We start from the raw sequence: 15,164 nt of genomic DNA, 5'->3' as shown, positions 1-15,164 counted from the left end.
CCAAGCTAGTTGACGCGGCACCGCGCCGTAGTTGACCGGGCACCAGCCCTAGTTGACACAGGGCACCTTGCCGCCGTCGATCGGGGCGCCCTGGTCCGGCGTGGGCGTGATCGTCATCTCCGACCAGCTGTGGGTGGTCGAGGTCGTGACGCTGTCCTCGGTCTGCGGCTGCTCCAGCGGGAGGTCGTAGCCCTGGCCGAGAACCACCCGGATGTGGTCGGCGGCCACCGAGCCGGTGGCCTGCGGGGCATTGTCGACTCCGAGCAGTGTGGCCACCGACTGGGCATCGGTCTGCGCCCCGGCGCCGTAGGTGATCACCGTATCGATCGGCTCACCTGACTCGCGGTCACGGACCTCGCTGATCGTGAACTCGTGCTTGCCCAGCAGGCTTGCCGCCTGCGAGGCCAACCCCGAGGTGTCGCTCGCGTTGACGATGCTGACGACGGTGTGCGGATTCGGCGGCGGAACTGGTTGTGGCACAGCGGTAGTGGTCACCGACGCGGAGTCGCCGCCGATAGCCCGGGCGATCTCGGCGCGGATCTTCGCCGGATCGACGATGTTGACGTCTTGGCCGTTGATGTTGTCGTAACGCACCACCGGCAGAGTTCGGAACTCGACGTCGCCGCCGGCCAGCGCGGCCATTCTGCGGAACTGATCCTCGCCCCACCCCTGCGACAACACGATGTCTTGGCGGGCGACGTCCATCAGGCGCTTGAACTTGTCCAGATCGGTGAACGAGCCCGACTGCTGCAGCTCGCGCGAGACCGACAGGAGGAACGCCTGCTGGCGATGGGTGCGGTCGAGATCGCCGTTTTCCAGCCCGTGTCGCTGCCGCACGAACGCCAGCGCCTGCTCGGCATTGAGTCGCTGCGGGCCGGCCGGGAAATTGGCGCCCGAGTAGTCGTCGTGCACGGCGTGGTTGAGGCAGACGTCCACACCGCCGAGGCTCTCGGCGAGGTGATAGAAGCTCGCGAGGTTGACCTCGGCGAAGTAGTCGATGGGCTGGCCGGTGAGATTGCGGACCGCACGGATGGTCGCTTTGCGGCCGGCCTCCCGTCCCGCGCGCTCGAGTTCCTTGCGGTCGCCGATGCCGTCGTCGACCAGCTTCTGCTCGGTCTGCGCCTTGGTGAGTCCGTACGCTTCCTTGATCTTGATGTGGCTGTAGCCCTTGATGCCGCTGACGGCTACATAGTCATCGCGCGGGATGGAGAAGGCGACGACGCGGTCGTCGGCGCTGATGTGCACCAGGATCAGGGTGTTGGTGTTGTAGCCGCCCGAGTCGGAGTCGCCGGCGTGAAGTTTGTCGAGCACCTCGTCGGGCAGCTCGTTGCCGTCCTGGTCTTTTCGGGAGTCCAACCCGATCAGCAGGATGTTCATCGCGCCACCGCTGGACCGCGGCTCGTCGGAGCCGAGCGCCTGCGACACCGTGATCCCGCTGAGCAGCCCGTGTGCTTGCGAGTACGCCAGCCCGGTCAGCGTCACCACGATCACCGAGACCAGTCCGATCACGGTCTGGGTGATGATGCGCAGCGTCCGCCGCCCGGTGTTGGACCGCTCTCGATGCCGGCCGCGGCGGTTGCCCGCGGCGACCGCTCGTGAGGGCGGCGACGGATCCATGCTCGACAGTATGCGGGCAATTGCTGGCGCGGCCCCAGCTAGGCCGGGTGGCCCAGCGGGACGCGGACGGTTCCGTCCACTGCGATTACGGCGCGCGAACCGTCGCTGAGCGAACGGCGCCGCGCCGAAATCGCAGGCCTTGCGCCGCCCGCTATGCTGAGCACATGCTTAGCATGACCAGCCGCGGCGGCCGCCGATGAAGCCGGCGCCCTTCGACTATCACCGGCCCGACAGCGTCGCCGCGGCGACGCAGATGCTCAGCGAATTCGGCGACGACGCCAAGCTCCTCGGTGGCGGACAGAGCCTGGTTCCGATGCTGTCGATGCGCTTGGCGTTCTTCGACAACCTGATCGACATCTCGCGCCTCGAGGAGATGAAGGGCATCAAGGCCCACGGCGATTCCCTGTGGATCGGCGGTGGCACCACCCACGCGGTGGTCGGCGCCGACGAGCGGGTGCGCGCGAGCGTGCCGCTGTTGACCAGGGCCACGCCGCTGATCGGGCACTTCCAGATTCGCAGCCGAGGCACCATCGGCGGGTCGATCGCCCATGCCGATCCGGCCGCCGAATACGGCGCAGTGGCCCTGGCGCTCGACGCCACGATCGAGGTGGTGTCGGCATCCGGGCGACGCGAGATCCCGGCCGGCGAATTCTTCGCCGGGGTGTGGGAGACCGCGATGGAAGCCGACGAGGTGCTGGTGGGTCTGCGCTTCCCGGTCTGGTCCGGCCGGTGCGGCTTCGCGGTGGAGGAGTTCGCCCGTCGCCATGGCGATTTCGCGATCGCCGGCGCTGTTGCCGCCGTCGAACTCGACGACGACGACAAGGTCCGGCGCAGCGCCATCGGACTGCTGGGACTGTCCGCAACACCGAGGCGCGCCTCGGTCGCCGAGGCGGCGATCGCCGGACGCCCGGTCGGCGACATCACCGCCGAAGAGATCGGTGAGCTCGCGATGAGTGGACTCGACGACATTCCGGCCGACCTGCAGGGCTCGGCCGACTACCGGCGAAAGGTCGGCGCGGCCATGGCCGCGCAGGCCTGGCGTGCTGCGGTAAAGGAGGCTTTCGATGCATGAACGTCCGATTCGGTTGTCCGTCAACGGAACTAACTACGAGGCCACCGTCGAACCGCGGCTGACCCTGGCTGACTTCCTGCGCGAGCGGTGCGGCCTGACCGGGACCCACCTGGGATGCGAGCACGGCTCGTGCGGCGCCTGCACGGTCTTGCTCGACGGGGCCGCGGTTCGATCGTGTCTGGTGTTCGCGGTGCAGGCCGAGGATGCCGAGGTCGCCACGGTCGAAGGGGTGGCCTCGGCCGACGGTGAGCTGTCACCGGTGCAGGCCGCCCTGCGTGACTGTCACGGCCTGCAATGTGGTTTCTGCACACCGGGATTCGTCATGTCGATCACCGCGCTGCTGCGCGACAACCCTCATCCCACCGATGAGGAGATCCGCGAGGGCCTGTCGGGCAACTTCTGCCGGTGCACCGGCTATCAGGGCATCGTCAACGCGGTGCACCAAGCCGCTGAAAGCGGCGCGGCCGCAACCTAAGCGGTCGCGGCCGCGTCGATCAACGCCACGATCTGCGAGGGCGTGGCCGGCAACGTAGTGACCGTCACCCCGAGCGGGGCAAGGGCGTCATTGATCGCGTTGATCACGGCGGGGGTCGAGCCGATGGCGCCGCCCTCGCCGCATCCCTTGTAGCCGCCGACGCCGGGGCCGGGCACCTCGACGTGGCCGTACTCGATCGGCGGTACCTCGGTCGCGGTGGGCAGCAGGTAGTCGACGAACGTGGTGGACAACGGGTTTCCCTCGTCGTCGTACACCAGGTTCTCCAACAGTGCGCCGCCGATGCCCTGCACGGTTCCCCCGGCGATCTGCCCCTCGACGATATTGGGGTTGATCATCGGGCCGACATCTTCGCTGACGATGTAGCGGGTCAGTGTGACCCGGCCGGTGGTGACGTCCACCTCGCAGGTGCAGGCGTGAGTTGCGTTGGCCCAGTGGATCATCGTCTGCGAGGTGAATCGCGCGGTGGCCTCCAGCGTGGCCGCCATCCCCGGCGCGAGCTGTTGGGGCTCGTAGTAGGAGCGGTAAGCCAGATCGGCGAAACTGACACTCTTCGAATGGTCTTCCTTGACACTGGCCCGGGAGTTCGCGAGTTCGACGTCGGACTCGTCGACGCCGAGCACATGCGCTGCCATCGCCACGAGCTGGCCACGCAGGATCGAGCCCGCCTCGCTGACCGCGCCTGCGGTCATCGGTCCGCTGCGGCTGCCCTGGGTGCCTGCGCCGTATGGCGTCACCGCGGTATCACCCTGAATGGTCGACACATCGGCGATGTCGGCGCCCAGCGCGTCGGCTGTCAGTTGCACGACGGTGGTCTCGATGCTGTTGCCGCTCGAGCCGCCGTTGACGTACACGTTGATCTTGCCGGTCGGCTCCATCCGGACGGTGCAGCCCTCGGTGGCCAGGTGTCCCGTCGCCGCGCCGGTCGGCTCGATGTAGGCGGAGAATCCGAGACCGAGGTAGCGGCCCTGGGCCAATGCCTCGGCCTGCTCCTTGCGGAAGCCTTCGTGGTCGAGGATCTTGACGGCCTGCTCGAAGGTCTCCATCGGCGCGACGTGGTCGTACGGCATGCCGTTGGGGTTGAAGAACGGCATCTCATCGCGGCGCAGCAGGTTTTTGCGGCGCAGCTCGACCGGATCGATGCCCATCTTGCGGGCCGCGATGTCGAGAAGTATTTCCCGCGTGAGGGTTTCGTATTGCCAGGGTCCGCGGTAAGCGGCCAGGCCGCTGGTGTTGGTGAACACCGTCTTGTAATTGAAGCTCGACTTCGGCACCCGGTAGGGTCCGGGGAAGAACATCCCGATCGCGGCGGTCGTCAGCACCGGGTACGGGGTGGGGTAGGCCCCGATGTCCTGGAGGAAATCGATGTCGACGGCGGTGATCGCCCCGTCGGCGTCGAATGCCATCCGCGCGCGGCCGTCGACGTGGCGGGCCTGCCCGGCGGACATCAGGTTCTCCCGGCGATCCTCGATCCATTTCAGCGGTGCGGACACCTTGCGCGCAGCCAGCAGAATGCACATGTCCTCGCGCATCGGGACGACCTTCTGGCCGAAGCCGCCGCCGGTGTCCCGCGCGATCACCCGCACGCCCTGAGCCGGGATGCCGAGCAGTCGTGCGGCGAAGGCGCGCAATTCGTGCGGCGTCTGGGTGGAGGCCCACACGGTGAGTTCCTGTGTCGCGGCGATCCATTCGACGACCAGGCCGCGGGTCTCGATCGGCACCGGCACATGGGTCTGCTGATAGATCCGTTCGTCGGCGACATAGGCGGCCGCGGCGAACGCCTCTTCGTCGGGCGGCGCGCCGGCCAGTCCGCCGGCGACGTTGTCGGGGTAGGCCTCGTGAACCACCGCCTCGTGACCCACGGCCTTGGTGAAATCGGCGATCGCGGGCAGCGGCTCGTAGTCGACGTCGATCAGTTCGAGGGCATCTTCGGCGAGGTAGCGGTTCTCGGCGATGACGATCGCGATGGGGTCTCCGACGAACTTCACCTCACCCTCGGCCAGCGGCGGGCGCGGGGTGTCCGCGACGTCCTTGCCCGCCACCGCATGCCAGGCCTCGTGGACGTCGTGGTTGAGATCGGCGGCCGTGAGCACCGCGTGCACACCGGGCATGGCCACGGCCGCCGAGGTGTCGATGTGGTTGATCCGGGCGTGCGCGAACGGGCTGCGGACGAAGCAGGCGTGCAACATGCCCGGCCGGACGACGTCGTCGACATAGGTGCCGTGCCCGGTGAGCAGGCGAGTGTCCTCGACTCGCGGGACACGGGTTCCCGCGTAACGGGTGGCTGGTGCGGCCATGGCGTTCGCTCCAATGCGTCGTCGGCGAGCCGGATCACGACAGCCGCTAAGCAGTCGCTCAGCAGAGCGTACCCAAGGAGGTCGCGATCGTCACCGAGGGATGGTCAAACCGGGTCGGGCAACCGGCACACGCGGCGCAGCGCGGCCAGACCGTCGGGCGTCCCCGGCCAGTGCCGCGCCAGCGCCCCGGGCCCCGCGGCGCGGGTGACCCAACGCAGGGCGAGGGCGGTGATGATCACGTCGTCGGCGTAGCCGAGCACCGGAATGAAGTCGGGAATCAGGTCGATGGGCGAGGCCAGAAATATCAGCACGCCGGCGAGAACGACCCGGATGCGGCGCGGCAGCTGCCGGTCGGCGGCCAGGCGTTTGAGCAACCGCACCGTGTCGGGCAGCAGGCGAAGCAGGTCGGTGATGCCGACCTGGTCGGGTTTGGCCACCCACAGCGTGATCGCCAGGACCACCCACGCCACGACCAGGGCGGTGGCGAGCGAGACCGGGATCAGCCACCAGTCGCCCATCACGCCGTCCATCTTCGTATCGTCGAGGTATGAACCCATGGCCGACACCGGAACAACCAGGCCCCGGCCAGGAATCAGTCTGGGATTACCCGCGTCCACCCCGCCTGGAGCCGTTCACCGGCGCGATCACCGTCGAACTCGGCGGCCGAGTGATCGCATCCACCACCCGCAGCTGGCGAGTGCTCGAGACCAGTCACCCACCGACCTATTACCTGCCTCGCGAGGCCTTCGCGGACGGTGTGCTGCGCGATGCACCGGGAGCGTCGATGTGTGAGTGGAAAGGCCAGGCGCGCTACTACGACCTGGTGGCCGGCGATGCGGTGGCGCCCAGGGCGGCGTGGACCTATCCCCGGCCGACCCCTCCGTTCGCCGAGATCGCGGGCGCCATCGCGGTGATGGCCAGCATGGTCGACCGGTGCACCGTCGACGGCGAAACGGTATTGCCTCAACCGGGCGGGTTCTACGGCGGCTGGATCACCAGCCGGGTGGTCGGTCCGTTCAAAGGAATCCCCGGCTCCATGGGGTGGTGAGGTTCGCGCGCCGTCGAAACACGCCCGAAACATGATCGCCGCACCGCCGAAACTTCGCGCCGACATTCTCGTCGGGACCGTCGAAGGAGCCGGACTTTGCAAGCGATCGATCCTGCCGCCACCGCGTGGCTGCTGGCCAGCACAGCGCTCGTCCTGTTGATGACACCGGGACTGGCCATCTTTTACGGCGGCATGGTCCGCACCACCGGTGTGCTCAACATGATCATGATGAGCTTCATCGCGATCCCCCTCGTCACCGTGGCCTGGCTGCTGTTCGGCTACACGCTGGCGTTCTCCGGAACCAACCTCGGCGGAGTGATCGGCGACCTGTCCCACATCGGGATGGCCGGAATCGACCCGGGCACCGTGCACGGCCAGGTTCCCGAACTGCTCTTCTCCACATTCCAGCTCAGCTTCGCGATCATCACCGCAGCGCTGATCAGCGGCGCGATCGCCGACCGGGCCAAGTTCGCCGCCTGGATGATCTTCGTTCCGGTCTGGTCCATCGTGGTGTATGCCGTTGTCGCGCACTGGGTCTGGGCCCCCGGCGGTTGGCTGTTCAAGCTCGGGGTACTCGACTACGCCGGCGGCCTGGTCGTCGAGATCGTCTCCGGGTCCTCCGCGCTGGCGCTGGCGCTGGTGTTGGGTCCGCGCATCGGATTCAAGGTCGACGCGATGCGTCCGCACAACCTGCCCTTCGTACTGCTGGGCGTCGGACTGCTGTGGTTCGGCTGGTTCGGTTTCAACGCCGGATCCGCGCTGGCCGCCAACGGCACGGCGGCGGCCATCTTCCTCAACACGCTGGTGGCCGGCTGCCTGGGCATGCTCGGCTGGTTGTCGGTCGAGCAGATCCGTGACGGCAGGCCGACGACGTTCGGCGCGGCCTCCGGCGTCGTCGCAGGGCTGGTCGCGATCACACCCTCGTGCGGCACCGTGAACACCCTCGGCGCCGCGATCGTCGGGGTGGCGGCGGGCGTCGTGTGTTCATTCGCGATCGGTCTGAAGTTCCGGTTCGGCTACGACGACTCGCTCGACGTGGTCGGTGTGCACTTCGTCGGCGGCGTGGTCGGGGTGCTGCTGATCGGATTCCTGGCCACCGCGGTGATGACCGGCGGCCCGCAGGGCCTCTTCTATGGCGGCGGGCTGGCTCAATTGGGCAAGCAGGCGGTCGCGATGGTCGTGGTGGCGGCCTACGCGTTCATCATGTCGTTCGCCCTGGCCAAGCTCATCGACCGGACCATCGGCTTCCGGCTCAGCCCCGAAGACGAGACCGCGGGCGTGGACTTCACCCAGCACGCCGAAACCGCGTACGCCGAGGGCGTTCACGGGCATCAGCCACTGCGGCGCCCGCTGTTCGGCGACCCGAGGCCGCGATCCGACGCCGCCGACGAGGACTGACCGCTCTCGAATTACGCTGCGCGCAAGGCTGTCGCCGGCGGCCCGGACTGCGTAACTTGGCGCTGCTGACCGGAGGTGATGGGTGTCGGGTGACTGGGGTGCGGTGTCCGCCGAGCTGATTCCACTGGCTCTGGTGGTGGCGCTCTCACCGATCTCGATACTGCCGGCTCTGCTGCTGGTGCTGTACTCGGCGCGGCCCCGCGCCGCCGGACTGGCGTTCGCGGTCGGCTGGGTGAGCGGGCTGACGGTACTGACGGTGCTGTTCTTGAATGTCCCCCGACTCCTGGGCGGCTCGGCCGAGACATCGTCGGTCTGGCAGTTGCGGCTACGGCTCATCGGCGGCGCCGTGCTGATCGTGACCGGCGGGTGGCTGTGGTTGCGGCGGAAGAAGGCGGTGCGATCGTCGCATTGGCTCGACGCCATCGGCAGGTGGTCCCCGGCCCGCACCGCGGCGATCGGACTGGCGTTCGGAGTTCTCAACCCGAAGATCATCGTCGCTTGTGCCGCAGCGGGTTTGGCGATCGACGCGGCCACGCTCGGAGTGGCCGGTCAGGCTGTGGCGGTGGGGTACTTCGTGGTGGTGGCGGGTTCGGGAACGCTGCTGCCGGTGCTGGCCCATGCCGTGGCGGCGACGCGGTTCGACCGATCGCTGGAGCGCTTGCGGGCGTGGATACAGCGCCGCCAAGCCGAGATCAGCGCGGTTGCGCTGGTGGTCATCGGCGCGGTGCTGCTGCTCACCGGACTTGCCGGCCGCTGACCCTCGACAAAGTCGGCGTATACATCTTGGTCAAACGAGCCACCTGTGCGCTTCCTGTCGTTAACCTGTAGTTCACCTTTCGTTCAGGTTTCGTTAAGGGGGCTAACGATGGTTCTCACAGCAGTAGCGCTGAAGGTATGTCTGGCCGGCACCGGGGTCGCGGCTGCCGTACTGGGATCTCACGTCGCGCAGGCCGACAGCCCCAGCTTCGGGCCGTACGCCGGCGATACGATCGGTCAGTTGCAGGCGTGGGGCTACATCGTCGTACTCAACGGGGTCGGAAAGGATGCCGGCTACCTCGACGAGCGCGAGAAGTCGGCGTGCCAGGTGACCGGAATCCACCCAACTGTGTCGGGGCCTTCGCCGTCTGGACAATTCCAGTCGGTCTACGTCGACATGTCGTGCCCGCCGAGCAACAACAGCCCGACGGACTAGCCGCCGGACGTCACCGCGGCGGGTCGCCCTGCCAGGAAAAACTGTTGACGTACTTGTCCAGGTCCATCGCCAATTCCAGGTTCGCGCTGGCCGGCCGGCCAGGGCCGAACGTCGGGCCGAACTCGCGGTAGGGGCCGATAGCGCCGGCCACCAGCGCCAGGTCGTGCTTGACCGCGACCAGGATCACCAACCGCAGATGCCGGTAACTGGCATCGCCGTCCTGCGGCCAAATGTCGGCGACCTCGCCGTAGCCGAACTGGTAGCCGACCATCGCGTTCGGGATCTCGTAGGCCGTTCGGGCGTCCGGATAGCGCGCCGCCAGGAACTCCTCGGCGACCTCTCTGGCCGACTTTCCGCCGGCCGGTATGGCCCACAGCTTCATCGTGCCGCCGTCGCCGCCGGTGAAGCGTGCCGTCACACCGTTGTCGGCGAAGGAGAGGTCATAGGCCGAGCCGGGTGCCGGGTAGGACACCGAGAACCGGCCGTCGGGAGCGGTGAATCTGGGCAGCGCCGCGACCGGCGTTCCGGTGGGCGGCCGACCACAATCCGGCGGGCAGTTGTAGACGACAGCCGGCTCGGAGATGCTCGCGGACAGTGCGATCAGCGGCGTGGTGATCACGACGACCACCAGCAGCCACGAGCCCAACACGCGGGCGCTCGACGTGCGAGGCAACGGCGGTGACGTGTATGTCTGCGCATCCACCGAGTAGCCCGGCCAGACGTCGGCCGCCGGGTCCTCCCGCGCTCCTGCCTGCGGGGTGACTGCGCGCCGGTCGGCTCGGGACTTGGCCGACGATGCGTGGTTGGCCGCGCCGCATGACGGACAGAACGTCATCTCGGGCACCACGTTTCGGCAGTGCAGACACAGCAGCGGCGCACTGTGGACCGGATCGGGCTGCTCGTGCAGCAGGGTGAGCTGCAGGCCGAGTCGCAGTGCGAGCAGCGCGACCAGCGCCATCGCGATATGCAGGGCGAGCATCTTCTCCTGCGCAAGGCCCGCGACGTCGGTGATCCCGACGATCGCATAGACCCCCAACACGATGAGCCCGAAGACCGTCAACGCGGCAACCACCAGCGACCGCCGCAACCTGACGGCACCGGCGGGGCGCTTGAACCACAGTGCGGCACCGATCAATCCGCCGGCGCAGGCCGCAGTGAGCGGTATGGCCAGCCCGCGGATACCGGCTTCCACCAGCAGCCACTCCACCGGCCGGTTCTTGGCGACGGTGGCAGCCGCGAATTGTGGTGCAAGCCGGGTGAATGTCGCCGCCGCGGTGAAGCTCAGGGCTGAGAGAACGCCTATCACGAAGCCGTTCAACGATTCCCGAGCTCCCGGCCGCAGCAGCCGCACCACAACGGCGGGAATCATCATCAGCAGGGCGCCACCCTCGGCGACCCCGAGGCCGTCGCGCAGCACTCGGTGCCCGGCGATGCCGGCATCGAATGGTGCACCGGTTTCCCGGATCACCAGATCGCCGGTCAGAAACACCCAGCCGACACCCATCGCGATGCCCATCACGACGGTGATCGCCAGCGAACTGCGCGGAATGTCGCGGTAGATCCCCGACTGGTGCCGGTAGATCGCGAACAGCAGTGGCAGGCCGAGCGCCGAGACCGTCACGAGCGCGCCGGGCAGAGCCAACTGGACGGCGACCGCCATCGCCACAACGATGAGGACCAGTCCCAGATTGAACGGTGTGCGGGAGAATTGGGACAGGTGCGGAAACAACGAACTGGCGATCGCGGGCCGCAACACGTGCTCGTCGGGCGCGGCGCAGAACGCGCGCGGCCGTAACCACTGCGGGCCATCTCCCGGCTGCGGATTCAGGTGTGCGCCGCAGGAGCCGCAGAACACCCCGGCGGGGACCTCGGTGCCGCACGCCGGGCACGCCATGCTCACCCGCATCCGACACCGCACTTCTGCAGCGCCAGGATGTCGCATGCCAAATGGTCGAGATCCGGAGTTCCGAGGCCCGTCACGAGGTCGTAGCCGGGGCCGGCGTCGTCGACGGCATTGCCGCCCAGAGTGACATCGCGGAAAGCGGGAAGCCTTGCGCCCTGGGCGATTTCGTATAGCAGCGGGTTCAGCTCGCCGATGGGGCCGCCTCCGTTGCGCCGTAGATAGTCGTTCATCAGCGCGGTCATCCCGGCCCAGATCGGCGCGGCGAGGGAGGTGCCGCCACCCATGACGTGCTGGCGTCGAAAGACGATGCGGACACCGGTGTACGGGTCGGCGACCGCCGCGATGTCCGGGGTGAGCCGCCGCCCGGGCGGGGCTGCCACGCGTAGCTCCGTCTGCCACGGTGGGCGCTCGAACAGGTTGGACACTCCGCCGCCCGTGCCGTGGGAGATCGCGGGTGCGAACCACGACTGCTCGGCCAGCCAGCGCCCGTCGGCGTCGGTGGACAGCGTGGTACCGCCGACATCGGTCATCTCCGGCAGGGAGGCCACCGAATCCAGGCCGACGTCGTCGGGCGACGGTGGCGAGGCCCAGTTGTGGCCGCCCTTGCACTCCAGCCCGGCGAGGTCGCCGCTGGCGTTGAACGCGGTGGTGCCGCGCCGCAGTGCGGCGCGCAGTGCCGAACGGGCCGGGATCAGATCGGCTGCCGTCGCGATCTTGTCGCATCCCCAGCCGATCGAAAAGCTCCATATCGCACCGGGATACCGACGGTCCGCTTCCTCCATCAAGGCGCCGATCTTCTGATAGGTGGCGTCGCCGGACACCGTGCCTCGGGCGTTGACCAGCACCTTCTTGGCGCCGGGGGCCACGGCGTGGATGGCTTCCAGGTCCATGGTTGCTTCGCCGCTGCGCTGAGATGGCATGTCGCCCAGCAGCTCTGGGGTGAACTTGGGCAAGTCGAAAGCGGACGCGAACATGTCGAGGTCTTCTTGGTCGAACCCGTCGAAGGCGAACACCAGAACCGTCGAGCCCTGGCCGCTGTAGCCGCTTTCGTGCAGCGGCGCAGCGTTGTAGGTCCGGAGCAACCCGGCCGGTCCCAGGCCCTGATCGGGTACGTCCAGCGGCACGATGACGGGTACCGATTCGTTGTGCGGGACGTATCCGAGGATCCGGCCGAGCTCGGTTACGTCGCCGAGGATGGGCGCGGGGACGGTCGGCTGCTGCGGCGAGGCGTAGAAGACCTGGCCGGTCCGGCCGCGAAAGTCGTGCACGGCGACGGCGAACGCGCGGCCGACCGCGGTGGCCGCACCGGTCAGCGTGGCCCAGCGGTCACCGGGGCGCCAGCGCACCGACAATCCCTGTTGCTGCGCCCAGCCGATCAGCGCTGCGGGTCGGGAATCGTCTCGAAGCCCGGCAACCAGCTGGACCAGACTGGCGCCGGATGGACCCAGGTCGGTGGATGCCGACAGTAGCGACGCGTACGGACCGCTGATGGTGCCGGGCGGTGCTGGTGTCCGGTCGGGCGGGGTGAGCGAATACTCAAGGGCGACAAGGGTCGCGGCGACAGCGACGAGCGAGATCCACTTCGCCCGACTGGCGCTTCGTATCCGGATTGACCCAATGGGCATCGTCGCCGCACCCCCGATTCGTCGGAGACTATCAGCGGCGGCGCGATCGGATGGTGATGTCGGGAAGGTTGCGTGCGGACGAACATCTCCTGACGCGGCCGCGGGAATGGGCTGATCGGGTTGGCCGGTTCTGCGCAGGCCGATAAGTTTTGCGGCATGGTCAAGCACGGCATTAATGGGTCGGTCACGATGTCTCGCCAGCTCACGCTGGCCGGCGGCTTTCTGGCAGTCATTGCGGTAGCGGGTCTTTCAGCGGGCTGCGGCCAGTCGTCCAAGGAGAGCCCGTCGTCCACCACCTCGAGCAGCGCCTCGACCAGCAAGCCGGCACCGTCTCCCACCGAGAAGGGTGTCCTCCCGATGCCGCCGCGGGCGTTCAATCAGAACCAGAACGCTGCGGACGGCATTCTGGCGCTGCAGAGCCAGGGGTACCTGGTTCAGGTCAACATCGGCGACGGCGACAAGAACAGCACGCTGTCGGCATGCAAGATCATCGGTGTCGACGGGCTGCGTGGCGACCACCCGCCGGCCAACACCACTGTCTTCCTGACGCTGTCCTGCCCGAGCAGCAATAACTAGACGGTGCTGCTGGCCGTCCGCTGCCTGCGGCGGCGGACGAGCATCAGGCCGACGAACAGCACCGCGACGGTCGGGGACGACGACACCATCGTGTAGCCGAGATCCTTCATGATGCCGATCTCGATGGTGCTCAAAGTCCGCACGCCCAGCCCGGTGTCGGATGACGCGTTCATCAGCTTCTCGTTGGCGCCGGTGTAGAAGTCGTCGTTCAGGTGCGACATCGAGCTGCCGGACTCCCACGGGTTCGGGCTGTACAGCGGCACCGGGTTCCCGCCGTTGGCCGCCATCGCGTTGGCGCCGCCGAAGTACATGCCGTTGCTGACGCCGCCGGTCAGGTTCGGGTTGTAGGCGGTGTTGAACGTGGTGCCGTTGAAGACCGAATTCCCGTTCTTGTCGACCATGTGGCTGTCGAAGACCGTCCAGTTCTCGACAGTGTTGTTGCCGGCCTTGTCCACGACCGACAGGAAGCCGTAGGTGTGCAGCAGTTCGTGCATCGCCGTGGACTGGAAGTCGTAGCTTCCCGCGGGCACCGTGGCGAAGTAGCCCCAGCCGTAGCCGAAGTTCCAGTCGATCGTGCCGTCAGCGGCCGAGCCGTTCGAGTCCACGCCGGTGAGGATCTTGTTCTGCACCACGGTCGAGGCGAAGCCGCTGTCACTGATCAGGTCGCTGCCCGCCGATGCCAGCGTCGCGCCCGCCAGCGAGTACTGGCCGGTGACCGCATACGTGACCGTGACGTTGTGCTGCGGCTCGAAATAGCTCGACAGGTAGATGGCGGTCGCCGCCAACTCGGCGCGCGCCGCGCTCGACCAGAACTGCGAGCCGTTCCCGTAGGTGAAGGTGTACGTGATCCTCGGGGTGCCGGCAGGCTCCTGGTAGATCGAGCCGGCCGCATAGGTGCTGGAGGTCCGGAACCAGTTGAGCAGGTTGATGTGCGGCCCGGTGTCGGTGGCCGAGACCACGAACGAGTCGACGATGTTGGCGCCTGGGTCGTTCGGGGTGTAGGTGTAGTTGCCCGCGGCGTCGACGGCGACTGTGCCGTAGTGGCCTTGCTGGGTCACCTTGTAGACGAGGCGGTCGCCTTCAGGATCGGCTGCGCCGACCTTGCCGGTGATCGCCCCGGTGACTTCACCGGTTAGCTGAACCGGGGTGACCTTCGGTGCCTCGTTGAAGAACGTGCGGCGCACCAACAGGGCCGCGCCCTCGAAGAGTCCCTGCACCGAGCCGACCAGACCGGTCAACACATCGGTGGGGGAGGCGTTGGCCGTGGGCACCCGGAAGGCGGTGATCGTCGACGTCGTCGTGGCGGTCACGGCCGGGGTGGCGGTCACGGCTTGGGCGGCGGAGCTCGTGGCCGGCTGTTGGTTGTCGGTCGTCTGCGCCGGGGTGCTCTCGGTGCTCGCGACGGATGTGGCATCGGAGACCGAGCGGCTGGACTGCGCCTTGGGCTTCTCGACGGTGGTCGCGGCGGGGGTGCTGGCGTGAACGCGGGCCGCTGACGTGGGCTTGCGAGTGCTGCCGGCGGCGGCAGACGACGTCTTCGTCGACGACGATGCGGCGCTGTCCTGGCTGGGCTTGGCCGTGCGGGCCGATTTCGCAGTTCCGCTACTGGCCTTTGCCGGGCCGGCCGATACCGAGGATGAATCCTGGTCGTGGCTGTCGGCGCTGGCAATGGCGACGGTCGGCCACGCCAGAGACAGGCCCAATGCGACGGCGGCCGCACCAGCTCGTGCGCCACGCTGGACATTTGCCATGGAAGTACCGCCTTCGTGTCATCTGTTGCCGGTGAAGTCGGCGGACTTCAGGCAAACCCCCCGATGTGGGTGCCAAACCGCAGGTGCGGCCGTGTACCCGTTTGCTTTCTCAGCGAATATTAAGCTAAGTCGGCGCCTTTGGGGAGCGGTTGGGCGCGAAGTTCGCTCCGATCGTGACAGCCCCAGGTAGTT

Annotated in this window: 13 protein-coding genes; 7 read left to right on the top strand and 6 right to left on the bottom strand. The window is 67.7% G+C overall.

The window, feature by feature from the left end:
• Window positions 1-48: 48 nt before the first annotated feature.
• Window positions 49-1,617, bottom strand: coding sequence for an LCP family protein (locus D3H54_RS25580; RefSeq protein ID WP_149382344.1), 1,569 nt, complete (start codon window positions 1,615-1,617; stop codon window positions 49-51).
• Between the two features lie 196 nt (window positions 1,618-1,813).
• Between D3H54_RS25580 and D3H54_RS25575 the strand changes: the two genes are divergently transcribed.
• A complete protein-coding gene (locus D3H54_RS25575; RefSeq protein WP_149382342.1) occupies window positions 1,814-2,689 on the top strand; it encodes an FAD binding domain-containing protein in 876 nt (291 codons plus the stop codon).
• The gene (locus D3H54_RS25570; RefSeq protein WP_149382340.1) at window positions 2,682-3,164 is read left to right on the top strand and encodes a (2Fe-2S)-binding protein; all 483 of its coding nucleotides are present in this window, start codon (window positions 2,682-2,684) and stop codon (window positions 3,162-3,164) included. Before D3H54_RS25575 ends, D3H54_RS25570 begins: the two co-directional genes overlap by 8 nt.
• Here D3H54_RS25570 and D3H54_RS25565 read toward each other — a convergent pair.
• Both D3H54_RS25565 and D3H54_RS25560 read right to left on the bottom strand, forming a co-directional pair.
• Window positions 3,161-5,479 carry a xanthine dehydrogenase family protein molybdopterin-binding subunit gene (locus D3H54_RS25565; RefSeq protein ID WP_149382338.1) on the bottom strand — a complete coding sequence of 773 codons (2,319 nt, stop codon included), beginning with the start codon at window positions 5,477-5,479 and terminating at the stop codon, window positions 3,161-3,163. The two genes, D3H54_RS25570 and D3H54_RS25565, sit on opposite strands and share 4 nt — an antisense overlap.
• A gap of 104 nt (window positions 5,480-5,583) precedes the next feature.
• Window positions 5,584-6,036, bottom strand: coding sequence for a YkvA family protein (locus D3H54_RS25560; RefSeq protein WP_432246407.1), 453 nt, complete (start codon window positions 6,034-6,036; stop codon window positions 5,584-5,586).
• Between D3H54_RS25560 and D3H54_RS25555 the strand changes: the two genes are divergently transcribed.
• The 4 genes from D3H54_RS25555 to D3H54_RS25540 all read left to right on the top strand — a co-directional run bounded on the left by D3H54_RS25555 (window position 6,027) and on the right by D3H54_RS25540 (window position 9,117).
• The gene (locus D3H54_RS25555) at window positions 6,027-6,527 is read left to right on the top strand and encodes a DUF427 domain-containing protein (protein WP_149382336.1); all 501 of its coding nucleotides are present in this window, start codon (window positions 6,027-6,029) and stop codon (window positions 6,525-6,527) included. The two genes, D3H54_RS25560 and D3H54_RS25555, sit on opposite strands and share 10 nt — an antisense overlap.
• 96 nt (window positions 6,528-6,623) lie before the next feature.
• Entirely contained in the window at window positions 6,624-7,925 is a 1,302-nt protein-coding gene (locus D3H54_RS25550; RefSeq protein ID WP_149382334.1) for an ammonium transporter, read from the top strand.
• An 82-nt stretch (window positions 7,926-8,007) separates the two neighbouring features.
• Window positions 8,008-8,682, top strand: a complete 675-nt coding sequence (locus D3H54_RS25545; RefSeq protein WP_149382332.1) for a GAP family protein — start codon at window positions 8,008-8,010, stop codon at window positions 8,680-8,682.
• A gap of 108 nt (window positions 8,683-8,790) precedes the next feature.
• A complete protein-coding gene (locus D3H54_RS25540; RefSeq protein ID WP_149382330.1) occupies window positions 8,791-9,117 on the top strand; it encodes a hypothetical protein in 327 nt (108 codons plus the stop codon).
• Between the two features lie 10 nt (window positions 9,118-9,127).
• On the opposite strand, the gene D3H54_RS25535 is transcribed toward D3H54_RS25540, so the two are convergent.
• Together D3H54_RS25535 and D3H54_RS25530 are read right to left on the bottom strand one after the other, a co-directional pair.
• Complete coding sequence (locus D3H54_RS25535; RefSeq protein WP_353620059.1) at window positions 9,128-11,011, bottom strand: zinc ribbon domain-containing protein; 1,884 nt, start codon at window positions 11,009-11,011, stop codon at window positions 9,128-9,130.
• A gap of 2 nt (window positions 11,012-11,013) precedes the next feature.
• Window positions 11,014-12,645, bottom strand: coding sequence for a S53 family peptidase (locus D3H54_RS25530; protein ID WP_149382325.1), 1,632 nt, complete (start codon window positions 12,643-12,645; stop codon window positions 11,014-11,016).
• Window positions 12,646-12,765: 120 nt separating this feature from the next.
• Here D3H54_RS25530 and D3H54_RS25525 point away from each other — a divergent pair, with 120 nt between their 5' ends.
• Window positions 12,766-13,221, top strand: coding sequence for a hypothetical protein (locus tag D3H54_RS25525; RefSeq protein ID WP_149382323.1), 456 nt, complete (start codon window positions 12,766-12,768; stop codon window positions 13,219-13,221).
• On the opposite strand, the gene D3H54_RS25520 is transcribed toward D3H54_RS25525, so the two are convergent.
• Window positions 13,218-14,972 carry an Ig-like domain-containing protein gene (locus D3H54_RS25520; protein WP_149382321.1) on the bottom strand — a complete coding sequence of 585 codons (1,755 nt, stop codon included), beginning with the start codon at window positions 14,970-14,972 and terminating at the stop codon, window positions 13,218-13,220. The two genes, D3H54_RS25525 and D3H54_RS25520, sit on opposite strands and share 4 nt — an antisense overlap.
• Window positions 14,973-15,164: the final 192 nt, after the last annotated feature.

Origin of the sequence: Mycobacterium sp. ELW1 (assembly GCF_008329905.1) — a bacterium.
Lineage (GTDB): Bacteria > Actinomycetota > Actinomycetes > Mycobacteriales > Mycobacteriaceae > Mycobacterium.
This window is presented reverse-complemented; position numbering and strand designations above follow the sequence as displayed.

Bases quoted from the DNA above. Each gene is read 5' to 3' on its own strand.
- D3H54_RS25580 (WP_149382344.1), bottom strand. From the start codon at position 1,617: ATGGATCCGTCGCCGCCCTCACGAGCGGTCGCCGCGGGCAACCGCCGC.
- D3H54_RS25540 (WP_149382330.1), top strand. From the start codon at position 8,791: ATGGTTCTCACAGCAGTAGCGCTGAAGGTATGTCTGGCCGGCACCGGG.
- D3H54_RS25575 (WP_149382342.1), top strand. From the start codon at position 1,814: ATGAAGCCGGCGCCCTTCGACTATCACCGGCCCGACAGCGTCGCCGCG.
- D3H54_RS25535 (WP_353620059.1), bottom strand. From the start codon at position 11,011: ATGGCGTGCCCGGCGTGCGGCACCGAGGTCCCCGCCGGGGTGTTCTGC.
- D3H54_RS25560 (WP_432246407.1), bottom strand. From the start codon at position 6,036: ATGGGTTCATACCTCGACGATACGAAGATGGACGGCGTGATGGGCGAC.
- D3H54_RS25555 (WP_149382336.1), top strand. From the start codon at position 6,027: ATGAACCCATGGCCGACACCGGAACAACCAGGCCCCGGCCAGGAATCA.
- D3H54_RS25565 (WP_149382338.1), bottom strand. From the start codon at position 5,479: ATGGCCGCACCAGCCACCCGTTACGCGGGAACCCGTGTCCCGCGAGTC.
- D3H54_RS25530 (WP_149382325.1), bottom strand. From the start codon at position 12,645: ATGCCCATTGGGTCAATCCGGATACGAAGCGCCAGTCGGGCGAAGTGG.
- D3H54_RS25570 (WP_149382340.1), top strand. From the start codon at position 2,682: ATGCATGAACGTCCGATTCGGTTGTCCGTCAACGGAACTAACTACGAG.
- D3H54_RS25520 (WP_149382321.1), bottom strand. From the start codon at position 14,972: ATGGCAAATGTCCAGCGTGGCGCACGAGCTGGTGCGGCCGCCGTCGCA.